The sequence below is a fragment of the Bacillus sp. FSL R5-0593 genome, assembly GCF_038603755.1.
In the GTDB taxonomy this organism is placed as follows: Bacteria; Bacillota; Bacilli; order Bacillales; family Bacillaceae; genus Bacillus; species Bacillus velezensis.
Window position 1 is genome coordinate 440,567 of the sequence record NZ_CP152011.1, and the last position, 12,499, is coordinate 453,065.

Consider the following 12,499-nt stretch of genomic DNA (forward strand, 5'->3'; position numbering starts at 1 on the left):
CCCGGTCACATACGTGATCGGGTTCTTTTTGGTTTACCGCGTAACGGCCTGCTGCTGCTCGGGCTGACGCGGTTTTTTCTTCAATATAAAAGATAGGAGGAAGCCGGCCAGCGCGATGCAGGCGGCTACGACAAATGCCGCATTCATGCCGTGCAGGGCGGCGTTTGCCGGAGTTGTCGCATTTGCGTGCGCGGCCTGGCTGCTCATCACGGAAACTAGCAGCGCCGTACCGATAGAACCGCCGACTTGTCGGACGGTATTGTTCATGGCTGTGCCGTGCGGAATTAAGTGGCGCGGCAGGGCGTTGATACCCGCTGTCGTCACCGGCATCATAATCATGGCTGTTCCCAAAAGCCGCGCGGTATAAACGACGACAATCCAAATGAGAGACGTCGAGTCCGTCAGATTCATAAACGGCAGGGACGTGAGCAGGATGATGAAGAATCCGGTCATCGCAAGGCCCTTTCCGCCGATTTTGTCAAACACCCGGCCGATAAACGGAGACATCATCCCCATCACAATCGCGCCCGGCAAAAGCATTAATCCGGTATCAAACGCGGATACGCCCCGGACTTTTTGCGTGTAAAGCGGGAGAATGGTTTCCGTTCCGATCAGCAGCGCGAAAACAAGCGTTCCGAGCAGGGTGGTCAGGCTGAAAATCCCGAAAGAAAACACACGGAATTCCAGCATCGGTTTTTTGAGCTTCATCTGTCTTGCGATAAAGAAAATCAGCGCGACCGCTCCGACAAGCAGCGAAGTCAGCACTTCAGTACTGGTCCACCCTGATGAACCGGCGCTTGAGAAGCCGTAAAGCAGACCGCCGAATCCGAGGGTCGATAAGATCACAGATAAAATATCAATCTGTGTTTCTCGTAATGTCGTGACGTTTTTCATCAGAATAATCGCTAAAAGCAAATCGATGACTGCGATCGGGAAGATAATATAAAACAAAGACCGCCAAGAGAATGCTTCGACCGCCCATCCGGAAAGCGTCGGGCCGATCGCCGGCGCGAACGAAATAACCAAGCCGACCATACCCATGGCGCGGCCGCGCTTTTCCATCGGGAAAATCGTGAGAAATACCGTCTGCATGAGCGGCAGCATAATTCCGGCGCCGGCCGCCTGAATAATCCGGGCCGTTAAGAGCACCGGAAAGTTCGGGGCGAATGCGCCGACAATGGTGCCCGCCGTGAAAATACTCATGGCGGAAATCAAGAGGGTGCGGCTTGTGAATTTCTCTATTAAAAACGCGGTAATCGGAATCAAAATCCCGTTCGTCAGCATAAACGATGTTGTCAGCCATTGCGCTTTGTTGGCGTCTATATTGAAGTCATTCATAATGTGCGGCAGCGCCGTAATAAGCAGTGTCTGGTTCAAAATGGCGACGAACGCACCCGCCAAAAGAATCCCGACAATGACAGAGCGGTTGTATGGTGCAGTTTTAATACTCTTATTCAAGCTGATTCCTTCTTTCTTTATAGTTTGAGCAATGTTTTAACGGCTGCAAGCGGCTGGTGCAGCGGTCCGGCCTGCTCCAAATAACCGATGAGCGCTTTGATGAGAAAATCCCGCGGCTGTTTGTCCGCTGATTCTTTCTCCAGCATAGCCGCAGCGGAAGCGAGTCCTGCGGCGTCATATTTTTCCTCCGGAAGGGCTGAGACGGCTTCTTTCAGTTCCTTCAGGCTTTCAGCCAGCAATACGGTTTTGTCTTTCGGCTCAAATGAGGAAGCGGAGGCGATATAAAGGTCAATCATCTCCTGAGGCAAAGCGGTTTCGGTTGTCCTGTTTTCGACGATGAGATTGAGATGGCGGATGATAAACTCCGTGAGCGGCTCCAGGGCGAGCGGTTCTTTTTCCAGCTTAATCAGCGTGATGCATTCTCTCAGGAGCCCCTGCAGGACGATCACCAGCTCCCATACATAAGGAATAATGTCTTCGCCGTACGTCTGAATCAGTGAATCGCGATGCCAGCAGATAAAGGTGGAGCGGGCCCTGTGAATATGCCGTTTTACCCGTTCATTAATGGAAGAGGGGCTTCCGTACATCAGCATATTAAAAAACTGCTGATTGCGCCTGAAGCCTTCAAGCTCAGCCATCAGTTTTTTGGCAAACCGTTCCTCAGGGGAGAGGCTTGTTTCTTCATTCAATAATGAAGCGGCGGCTACCATCTGTTTCTGGTTAAAATCGAGCAGCTCCAGGAGCAGGTCTTCCTTTGATTCAAACAGCTTATATAAAGACGCTTTGGAGACTTTGCACTCCTCTGCGATCGCCTGCATCGAAACGGACGAAAAGCTTTTCCCGGAAAAAAGCTTTCTTGCCGCCAGCAGAATATCCGTTTTCTTATCATTCATAAGCCCAGATTCCTTCTTTCGTCACAATAGAAAACCCACCGGTTCACAGAAAACCAATGAGTATATGATGAAAATATTAACAAAAATTTTTACATAGTGTCAACGCTTTTGTTTGAGAAATAGAAAAAACCTGCCGGAGTGTTCCGGCAGGCTGATCGCTTATTTTTCCGTCTTAAATCCTTGTTTTTCAAGCATTTCACGAATGTGAGGATAATAAAGCTGCTTATAGTAGGAGGTGATGCCTTGTGACCAGTTTCTCGTTTCCTGTCCGTCGGTGCGTTTTTTCATGTATTCGGACATCTGCTTGTCATAGGCCTCGATATGGGTTCTTACATCTTCTTCTTGATACGTTTCATGATGCAGAACGGCTGCTTGCGGCAGACGCGGTTTTTTCGCGGAGCGGTCTGCCGGATGGCCGATGACGAGACCGGAAACCGGGAAAACGTATTTCGGAAGTTTCAGCAATTCAATGAGTTCGTCCGGCTTGCCGCGCACGGCGCCGATCGGCACAGTGCCGAGTCCCATTGATTCAGCCGCAGCCGTTGCCGTACCCAGCGCAATCCCGACATCTACGGCTCCGACTAAGACGGACTCTAAACCGTTCGTGATCTCAAGCGGTGTATCATTATACTCTTCAAGCGCAATTTTGGCACGGTTAAAATCAGCGCAGAATAAAAGGAAAACCGGCGCTTGGTCAATCCACGGCTGGCCGCCGGCCAATTCGGATATTTTTTTCTTCCGTTCCTTATCTTTCACCGCAATAACGGTAAATTGCTGGCCGTTAATGGAAGTCGGCGCTGCCTGAGCGGCTTGGATGATAAGGTCCAGCTGTTCATCCGATACGGGTTCATCTGTGTAGCTGCGGATGGAACGGTGGTCTGTTAATATTTGAAGGACTTCGTTCATGTCATTCATCCTTTCGTTACTCTGACAGTTCTGTGCGGACGACGTCAAGCGGCGCACTCAGCACTTCTTTTGCTTTTGCCACGAATCCTTGGAAATGGTCAGTTGCGTTGTGGAATTTCATCGCTTCTTCATCTTTCCATTGCTCAAGCATAACGAATGTATTTTCCTCACCGACTTTTTCGAAAAGATCGTATTGCACATTTCCTTCTTCCGCGCGTGAATGCTGAACAAGTGATTGTGCTTCTCCTAAAAATTCCTCGCGTTTATCCGCTTTTACTTTCATGTAAGCCTGTAAGACGATCATTGTTATTCCTCCTGATTGGGTTTATTTGTAATAGTTCGAATATCATCGAACTAACTGTAACATGTTTCGCAGTGAATGGTAAAGGAAAAACCCTCACCGCCTAAATTGTCACCCGCCGATGATCTGTGTTACATTTGACTCATGAACATTCCAAACCATCCTGAAACCGAACGCTTACAGCTGACAAAGGTTCTTCATGCTCTGAGTGATCCGCTCCGCTTAGAGCTGGTCAAACAATTGGCGGAAACAACAGAAAAAACGTGCGGAACCTGCGCTGATGTCCGGGTCGCTAAATCAACGCTGTCCCATCACTTCAAAGTGCTGCGGGAAGCGGGGGTCGCCCAAGTACGTATAGACGGGAAGCACCGTTATTATTCCCTGCGCAAAGATGATTTACAAGCGGCGTTTCCCGGCCTGCTGGAGGCGATTTTGCAGACAGAGCCGGACCGCTGGTAAATAAGTCCCCGAATTCCGGGGGTTTTTTTATGCACCGGAAACTGCCCGGTAAAGCCTGTGGACGCCTTCTTGAATATCGCTCTCCTTCAGGCGGGCGAACCCCAGGATAAGCTGCGGTTTGTTTGAATCGCCTCCTGCTTTCAGACGGAACCGGCTCATCGCAAACAGGTCGAGCTGTTCTGCATCCGCCCGTGCCAATATCTCTTTTTCTGAACGGGCGCAGTCAAACTCAGTGACAAAATGAAGCCCCGCATTGGCGCCCTTTACACTGATTCTTTCTCCGAATGTTTCTTCCAAAGCCGAAATGAGGCGTTCCCGCATGTTCTTATAATGCTGCTTCATCTTTTTAATATGTTTCTGATATTCACCTGATTCGATAAATTCTTTCAGCGCGAGCTGGGCAAGCGTGCTGCACGTATGCAGGTCATACGTTCTCTCTTTGAACGTCCGCAAAAGCCCGGGCGGCAGAACCATGTAGCTGATGCGCAGACCTGGGAAAAGGGATTTTGAAAAGGTCCCCATGTAGATGACATTTTGAAACCGGTCAAGGCTTTGAAGCGCCGGTATCGTATCGGCGTCATATTTAAATTCACTGTCATAATCATCTTCAATGATGAAGCGGCCGTTCTGTTCGGCGGCCCAGTTTAAAAGCTGAATCCGCCGGGAAGCGGGCATGATCACGCCTGAGGGGAATTGATGGGAAGGCGTGGTGATCAATACAGAGGGCCGGCGTTTTTCGATTTCGTTCATGGACATGCCTTTTTCATCAAGGCTGATCGTCGCAACCTTTTTCCCGAGGTTTTGCAGCAGCCGGTACATCCTCATATATCCCGGGTTCTCCATGGCATAGAGCGCGTCTTTTGGCAGCAGTTCCGTCAGCAGCTGCATCAGCATTTGCGTGCCCGCTCCGAGCACGATTTGTTCCGGGCGGCATGTAACGCCCCTTGTCAGAGAAATAAGCCGCGAAATTGTTTCACGGACTTCATATAAACCTTGCGGGTGGACGAGTTCTCCGAGTGTATGAAATGAACGGGCGGCTGCTTTATGCTCACAGCGGAACCAGCTTTTCAGGGGGAAATGCGCCGTATCCACGCTCATATGAGAAAACGAAATCCAGCCGCTTTTATCCGTCTCCCGCTCTTTTAAATCTTCAGGCAATGAGAGCGAAGGCGTTTCTTCATGATCAAACGTTTCAATTTCCTCCACGAAAAAGCCTTTTCTTTCAACCGCATATAAATAACCTTCCGAAAGCAGCTGCTGATAAGCTGAATTCACTGAATTCACGCTGACCTTGAGTGTCTCGGCAAGCTCCCGTTTAGACGGCACCTTTGTATGAGGCATCAGGCTGCGCTTTAAAACGGCCGCTTTTATGTGCTGATAGATCTGCTGATAGATATAATCCGCCGTTTCCGAATGATCAATGGAAATCGTCAGCATCCAGACCATGCCCCTTTCTGATACCATGGATAAATTGATTTTGGTACTTTTCATCATACCAAAAAGAAGTCAGAATGATAAGAAAACAATGCAGGGGGATGGAATCTATGAGTCGAACAGCATCATCGGAAGTGACAACTGCCCAGTGGCAGCAAAAACGGGATCAATTCGTTTCCAAGGGGGTCGGCAATGGAAACCGCAGCATGGCGGTAAAAGGGGAAGGGGCGCTTTTGTACGATTTGGACGGCAGACGATTCATTGATTTTGCCGGAGCGATCGGAACGCTGAATGTCGGCCATTCCCATCCGAAAGTGGTGGAGGCCGTGAAGAAACAGGCGGAGGATCTGATTCACCCGGGATTTAACGTCATGATGTATCCGTCTTATATTGAGCTGGCCGAAAAACTTTGCGCCCTTGCGCCGGGAGATCATGCGAAAAAAGCGATTTTTCTTAATTCGGGGGCGGAAGCGGTGGAAAACGCCGTGAAAATCGCCAGAAAATATACGAAGCGCCAGGCTGTCGTGTCATTTACAAGAGGGTTCCACGGCCGCACGAACATGACGATGAGCATGACGAGCAAGGTGAAGCCTTATAAATTCGGTTTCGGCCCGTTTGCCTCAGAGGTGTATCAGGCGCCGTTTCCTTACTATTATCAAAAGCCGGCCGGCATGAGCGACGAGCAGTATGACGACTTTATCATCAGCGCTTTTGAGGATTTCTTTATCGCCGCAGTTGCACCGGAAACCGTCGCCTGTGTCGTCATGGAGCCGGTTCAGGGAGAAGGAGGCTTCATCATTCCGTCAAAACGTTTCGTCCAGCACGTCGCCGCTTTTTGTCAAAAACACGGCATCGTTTTTGTGGCGGATGAGATCCAGACCGGTTTTGCCAGAACGGGAACGTATTTTGCGATTGAACATTTCGGGGCCGTTCCTGATTTGATCACCGTTTCCAAATCACTTGCGGCCGGATTGCCGCTGAGCGGCGTCATCGGCCGGGCGGAAATGCTTGATGCCGCCGCGCCGGGGGAACTCGGGGGCACATATGCGGGAAGCCCGCTCGGCTGTGCGGCTGCGCTTGCGGTCTTGGATATTATTGAAGAAGAAGGGCTGAATCAGCGTTCCGAGGTGATCGGCCGGATCATCGAGCATCAAGCGCTTGAGTGGAAAAAAGAGCATGCCTGTATCGGAGAAGTGCGCAGACTCGGCGCGATGGCGGCCATCGAAATTGTCAAAGATCCGGACACGCGGGAACCGGACAAAGCAAAAGCCGCGGCGATCGCCAAAACGGCGAACGAGAACGGACTGCTGCTGCTGACGGCCGGCATTAACGGCAACATTATCAGATTCCTGACGCCGCTTGTCGTGACGGATGAGCAGCTCAAAGAAGGCCTTTCCATTATCGAAGCAGCTCTGTGAGTTCAATTATTGGAATGCCGGCGGATGTGTCTGCTATCATGAAAGTGTGAGATACATCAACTAGCATTCAATGGCTTTACTATAGGAAAGAAAGGAATGTTCAATATGCCAGAACAATTAACAGTGTACAACCCGGCAACGGGAGAGGCGATCGAAAGCATCCCCCAGCAGACGGCTGAAGATGTTGAAAAAGCGATTGAACGTTCACATCAAGCGTTTCAATCATGGTCCAAAACATCAGCGGGAGAACGTGCCTCACTTTTGAGAAAATGGTATGAGCTGATTGTTGAAAATAAAGAAGAACTTGCGGAATTAATTACGAAAGAAAACGGCAAACCGTACGAAGAAGCGGTCGGAGAAGTTTTATACGGCGCCGGCTATATTGAATGGTTCGCCGAAGAAGCAAAACGGATTTACGGCAGAACAGTACCTGCGCCGACAACGGGCAAACGGATTGTCGTCACCCGTCAGGCGGTCGGCCCGGTAGCCGCGATCACGCCGTGGAATTTCCCGAATGCGATGATTACAAGAAAAGCCGCGCCCGCTTTGGCGGCAGGCTGTACGTTCATCATCAAACCGGCGGAGGATACGCCGCTTTCCGCTTACGCCCTTGCGCGTCTCGCATATGAAGCGGGAATTCCGAAGGACGTGCTGCAAGTGGTGATCGGTGACGGAGCCGAAATCGGAAACGTCTTCACCAGCAGCCCGAAAATCCGCAAAATTACCTTTACCGGCTCAACGCCTGTCGGCAAAATCCTGATGAAAAACAGCGCCGACACCGTAAAACATATGTCAATGGAGCTTGGCGGACATGCGCCGCTGATCGTGGATGAAGACGCTGATCTTGATCTGGCGGTAGCCCAAACAATGGCCTCTAAATTCAGAAATGCCGGCCAAACCTGCGTCTGTGCGAACCGGCTGATCGTACACGAATCCGTAAAAGACGAGTTTGCGAAAAAACTGAGTGAAGAAGCTGCGAAACTCAAAGTCGGAAACGGTCTTGAAAAAGGCGTAAACGTCGGCCCTGTCATCAACAAAAAAGGCTTCGATAAAATCGTCGGCCAAATTAATGACGCCGTGGAAAAAGGCGCAAAAGTGCTGACGGGCGGAACGTATGACCAAAACGATGAAAAAGGCTGCTATTTCGTGACACCGACCGTGCTGTCAAATGTAGATACATCCATGAACATCATGCATGAAGAAACATTCGGCCCGGTTGCGCCGATCGTTACGTTCTCAGATATTGATGAAGCGATCAAGCTTGCGAACGATACGCCGTTCGGGCTTGCGGCTTATTTCTTCACAGAAAACTACCGCCGCGGCATCTATATTTCTGAACAGCTTGAATACGGCATCATCGGCTGGAATGACGGCGGTCCGTCCGCGGTTCAAGCGCCGTTCGGAGGAATGAAAGAAAGCGGCATCGGCCGTGAAGGCGGTACGGAAGGCATTGAGCCGTACCTGGAAACCAAATACATGTCTATCGGACTTTAATGAGCCGAAAAGAAAGCCCCGCTTCTAAGCGGGGCTGTTTTTATTGAGCAGTCTGCCGGTGAATATCGCCGGCAGGCTTTTTTGATCTTGCGGGAATAATCGGTTCGATTCCAGACAAAATAACAGCAAATACGATTGAAAGAAGGTCGCCATCATGGATATATTATTGGCTCTTCTCCCGGCTTTATTTTGGGGGAGCATCGTGTTATTTAACGTCAAATTAGGCGGCGGGCCTTACAGCCAGACGCTGGGAACGACAATCGGGGCGCTCATCGTTTCGTTTGTGTTGTATCTGTTTGTCCACCCGGTGCTGTCTGGGCGCATTTTTATTGTCGGCATCATCTCGGGGCTGTTTTGGTCACTCGGCCAAAGCAATCAGCTTAAAAGCATACAGCTGATGGGCGTTTCAAAAACGATGCCGATATCAACGGGAATGCAGCTCGTCTCGACTTCTTTGTTCGGTGTGATCGTATTCAAAGAATGGTCAACCCCGATCGCGATTACGCTGGGTATTCTCGCCCTTATTTTTATCATCATCGGGATTGTGCTCACATCTTTAGAAGATAAAAAGGGGCGGGCGGACGGAGAACCGGGAAACTTAAAAAAAGGCATTGTCATCCTGCTGATCTCCACGCTCGGTTATTTGGTCTATGTCGTTGTGGCCCGGCTGTTCGGCGTATCCGGATGGTCAGCGCTCCTGCCGCAGGCGATCGGGATGGTCATCGGCGGACTGCTCCTGACGTACAAGCATAAACCGTTTAATAAGTACGCCCTCAAGAACATTCTGCCGGGAATCATCTGGGCGCTCGGGAATATGTTTCTGTTCATCTCACAGCCGCGCGTCGGAGTTGCGACAAGTTTTTCCCTCTCTCAAATGGGGATCGTCATCAGCACGCTCGGCGGAATCTTCATTCTCCGTGAGAGCAAAACGAAGCGTCAGCTGGTCGCCATTGCCATCGGGATTATCCTGATCATTGTGGCCGCGGTATTCTTAGGCGTTGCGAAATCAAATTCATAACAAATGCAGGAGGTTTGAACATGTACACGGATTTAAAAGGAAAAGTCGTTGCCATTACGGGAGCTTCATCAGGATTAGGAAAAGCGATGGCGATCCGCTTCGGACAGGAGCAGGCGAAAGTCGTGGTTAACTACTATAGTAATGAAAAAGACGCCCAAACCGTTAAAGAAGAGATTCAAAAAGCGGGAGGCGAAGCGGTCATCATTCAAGGCGACGTCACAAAAGAAGAAGATGTCAAAAACATCGTGCAGACCGCGGTGAAGGAATTCGGCACATTGGATGTCATGATCAATAACGCCGGTATGGAAAATCCGGTTCAGTCGCATGAAATGCCGCTCAAAGACTGGAACAAAGTCATCAATACCAATCTGACCGGCGCTTTCTTAGGAAGCCGCGAAGCCATTAAATATTACGTAGAGAATGATATTCAAGGAAACGTCATTAACATGTCAAGCGTACATGAAATGATTCCATGGCCTCTGTTTGTTCACTACGCGGCGAGTAAAGGCGGCATCAAATTGATGACGGAAACGCTGGCGCTGGAGTACGCGCCGAAGCGCATCCGTGTCAACAACATCGGGCCGGGAGCCATCAATACGCCGATCAACGCGGAAAAATTTGCGGATCCCGTTCAGAAAAAAGATGTGGAAAGCATGATTCCGATGGGATATATCGGTGAGCCGGAAGAAATCGCGGCTGTCGCCGTCTGGCTTGCTTCAAAGGAATCAAGCTACGTAACCGGCATTACGCTGTTTGCTGACGGGGGAATGACCAAATATCCGTCATTCCAGGCAGGCCGCGGATAAGAAAAAAAGCGATCGCAGGCTCTTTAGAGCCGGATCGCTTTTTGCTTACGCGCGTTTTTTCTTTACAAGCGCCGCGATGGAAAGGATAATCGCCGCAGCTGACAGAACGATGGCTGCAATATCAAGCGCTGATACGCCGGATTTGCTTTCTTCGTTTGACTGTTCAGCTCCGTGCGCATCCGTCACGCTGGCCGATTTCGTGATTTTCGTAATCGAGTGAGGCGTGTCGGCTTTCTCATCACCCGTCCATTCTACAATGCTGCCGTCTTTGTAATATTGGTAAGCGTCCCAAGCGGCATCTCCGCTCTTTTCAGGATTTTTCGCAACGAACGTGAACTGCTGGAATTGGCCGGGCTGAATGCCGCCGTCCTTTGCTTCCCAAGTGACGGAGACCGCTTTGTCATCATGTTTGGATACGGATGTTTTCCAGCCCGGAATCGGCTGATACTGCTGAAATTCAACGCCGGCGGGCATTTTCAGCACGACTTTCGTTGTCGGCTCATTCTTTTCTACAGGCACTTTCATCGTGTAGGTTTCCCAGGAACCGGCCGCGGATTCCGCGGGTTTGACTGAGACGTGGGCGCTTGCTGTCGCCGTAAAACCGACGAGTGACAGGGTCACGGCGGATATGAATAATAAAGCCTTTTTTTTCAACATGAGATACACTCCTTAGTTTGTCGTTGAGAATATTTGGTTGATTTCATTAAAATCGTTTGTCAGCCCGTGGACTTTGATCTTCCAGTTTCCCTTTTCGGTGATGGACAGGTTAGCGGCTTCGAATGTGCCTTCCTTCGTCTTCTTCAAATCAAAGGTGCTTTCATGCTGTTTGCCGCTGAAGCCCGTCTGGTAAACAGTGACCGTAAATTGCTGAATGTCTTTTACCAAGCTGCCGTTGTGATCGGTGACAATGACTTGAAATTCATTTTTACCCGGCTGGTTCGGCGTAATGTGCAAGGACAGGGTTTCCCCGTTTCCGATCGTTTCTGAGCCGTTAAAAGGCAATGGCGCAGGCGGCGGCGGGCTGGGCAGGCTTGTGAAGACGGCGGTTGTAAATAACACCGCAATGCCTAGTGCCCATTCGGCCTTTATCGTTGCGCTGATGCTCCTTTTTCTGCTGAACTTCGTCATCCATACGTGAACGGCGCCGAGCACAAGCATGATGACAAACAGTCCGATTTTCAAAAGGAGCGTCTTACCGTAAGCGGTGTGAAAGAGTGAATCAAACGTGCGGATAATGAAAAATCCGTTCAGCACACCTGAAAATAACAGCACACCGACAGAGGCGAACGCCCAAGGAGAAAACCGTCTGACCGTTTCCCAAGCGATGGTTTTATCGGGTTTTCTCCACTCTGATGAAAGAAGCAGCACAAGCGCGGCGATACCGCCCATCCATACAGACGCGGCCGATAAATGGAGAAAGTCCATCGCGATGCCGACCGCTTTTTCGTCGATAACCGCCGCATGCCCGGCGAATGCTTTTGCCAAAAGCGAAGCGAAGAAGAACAACAGCGGCGCCGTCCAGTACGCAAATGACCGGAATGCTTTCTTCTTCAACAGCGGGATCATGGACAGGGCGAGCAGGATAAATAAGCTGATCTGGATCATCCAGACGTACCCGCCTGCCGTTTTCAGAAGCGTTTCTTTTACATAGTCCGGCTGGAACGCGGCGCTCCAAGCGCCGCCCGCGTTTTCTTTCGTCTGGATCGGGAGCTGGCAGATAAGCGCGAGCCCCGTTACACATAAAGAAATCACGAGCAGCTTTACAGTTCGTTTTGCTTTTGATGAATCTTTATTATTTCTGTACCAAAACAGATGGAAAAAAGCCGTGCCGATAAACAGGGAGAGAGCGGTGTACAAAATACCGCGGCCGATGGCCGCTTCGGGATGAAGCGCCGCTTGCGATGATGTCTGCTCCTGAAGTTCTCCGCCGGCTTTTCCGACACTGAAAGGGATGACGCCGGATACCGGATGTCCGTCGGCCGATACCGCGTTCCATTCCGCTCTGTAAATATCATGCGGCAGATTTTTTTTCAATGCCGCGGTCATGATGCGGGCATTATTTTTTTGAATCACCGTTTTGCCCGCGTCAACCCGTTCACCGGATGAATTATAGACCTTAATGGAGTGGAAGCCTTCTTCAATCTGTTCATTAAACTCAATTTCAATCTGCTTCGGCGCTTGTTTTAATTCGCTGTTCTCACCCGGATTTGAGTTTGTGATGTAGGCGTGGGCGAAGCTTGTTTTCGGAATCAAAACAAGGAACAGCAAAAAGACGAGCCAGCGTTTGTTCTGTCTCATGGATGATGACACCG

Annotated in this window: 12 protein-coding genes; 5 read left to right on the plus strand and 7 right to left on the minus strand. The window is 50.2% G+C overall.

Features of this window, described 5'->3' with window-relative positions; all coding sequences use genetic code 11:
• Nucleotides 1-33: 33 nt before the first annotated feature.
• From NYE36_RS02065 to NYE36_RS02080, 4 genes are all read right to left on the minus strand, one after another.
• Nucleotides 34-1,458 carry an MDR family MFS transporter gene (locus tag NYE36_RS02065; RefSeq protein ID WP_007410276.1) on the minus strand — a complete coding sequence of 475 codons (1,425 nt, stop codon included), beginning with the start codon at nt 1,456-1,458 and terminating at the stop codon, nt 34-36.
• 17 nt (nt 1,459-1,475) lie between these two features.
• Nucleotides 1,476-2,351, minus strand: a complete 876-nt coding sequence (locus NYE36_RS02070) for a TetR/AcrR family transcriptional regulator (RefSeq protein ID WP_015239157.1) — start codon at nt 2,349-2,351, stop codon at nt 1,476-1,478.
• A 159-nt stretch (nt 2,352-2,510) separates the two neighbouring features.
• On the minus strand, nt 2,511-3,257 hold the full coding sequence (gene nfsA / locus NYE36_RS02075; protein WP_113766624.1) for an oxygen-insensitive NADPH nitroreductase: 747 nt from the start codon (nt 3,255-3,257) through the stop codon (nt 2,511-2,513).
• A gap of 16 nt (nt 3,258-3,273) precedes the next feature.
• The gene (locus NYE36_RS02080; RefSeq protein WP_003156323.1) at nt 3,274-3,561 is read right to left on the minus strand and encodes a putative quinol monooxygenase; all 288 of its coding nucleotides are present in this window, start codon (nt 3,559-3,561) and stop codon (nt 3,274-3,276) included.
• A gap of 141 nt (nt 3,562-3,702) precedes the next feature.
• On the opposite strand from NYE36_RS02080, the gene NYE36_RS02085 reads away from it, so the two are divergent.
• The gene (locus NYE36_RS02085; RefSeq protein WP_032866940.1) at nt 3,703-4,017 is read left to right on the plus strand and encodes a helix-turn-helix transcriptional regulator; all 315 of its coding nucleotides are present in this window, start codon (nt 3,703-3,705) and stop codon (nt 4,015-4,017) included.
• A gap of 27 nt (nt 4,018-4,044) precedes the next feature.
• On the opposite strand, the gene NYE36_RS02090 is transcribed toward NYE36_RS02085, so the two are convergent.
• Nucleotides 4,045-5,454 carry a PLP-dependent aminotransferase family protein gene (locus NYE36_RS02090; protein WP_265451315.1) on the minus strand — a complete coding sequence of 470 codons (1,410 nt, stop codon included), beginning with the start codon at nt 5,452-5,454 and terminating at the stop codon, nt 4,045-4,047.
• A 107-nt stretch (nt 5,455-5,561) separates the two neighbouring features.
• Between NYE36_RS02090 and gabT the strand changes: the two genes are divergently transcribed.
• From gabT to gdh, 4 genes are all read left to right on the plus strand, one after another.
• Complete coding sequence (gene gabT, locus NYE36_RS02095; protein WP_085341733.1) at nt 5,562-6,869, plus strand: 4-aminobutyrate--2-oxoglutarate transaminase; 1,308 nt, start codon at nt 5,562-5,564, stop codon at nt 6,867-6,869.
• Nucleotides 6,870-6,974: 105 nt separating this feature from the next.
• Nucleotides 6,975-8,363, plus strand: a complete 1,389-nt coding sequence (gene gabD / locus NYE36_RS02100; RefSeq protein WP_007410282.1) for a succinate-semialdehyde dehydrogenase — start codon at nt 6,975-6,977, stop codon at nt 8,361-8,363.
• A gap of 154 nt (nt 8,364-8,517) precedes the next feature.
• Complete coding sequence (locus tag NYE36_RS02105) at nt 8,518-9,381, plus strand: RhaT/GlcU family sugar-proton symporter (RefSeq protein WP_003156317.1); 864 nt, start codon at nt 8,518-8,520, stop codon at nt 9,379-9,381.
• Between the two features lie 20 nt (nt 9,382-9,401).
• Entirely contained in the window at nt 9,402-10,187 is a 786-nt protein-coding gene (gdh, locus tag NYE36_RS02110; protein WP_007410286.1) for a glucose 1-dehydrogenase, read from the plus strand.
• Nucleotides 10,188-10,232: 45 nt separating this feature from the next.
• On the opposite strand, the gene NYE36_RS02115 is transcribed toward gdh, so the two are convergent.
• Together NYE36_RS02115 and NYE36_RS02120 are read right to left on the minus strand one after the other, a co-directional pair.
• Nucleotides 10,233-10,844, minus strand: coding sequence for a DUF1775 domain-containing protein (locus tag NYE36_RS02115; protein ID WP_007410287.1), 612 nt, complete (start codon nt 10,842-10,844; stop codon nt 10,233-10,235).
• A 12-nt stretch (nt 10,845-10,856) separates the two neighbouring features.
• Nucleotides 10,857-12,485: a copper resistance CopC/CopD family protein gene (locus NYE36_RS02120; RefSeq protein WP_265451316.1), complete on the minus strand. Its 1,629-nt coding sequence runs from the start codon at nt 12,483-12,485 to the stop codon at nt 10,857-10,859.
• Nucleotides 12,486-12,499: the final 14 nt, after the last annotated feature.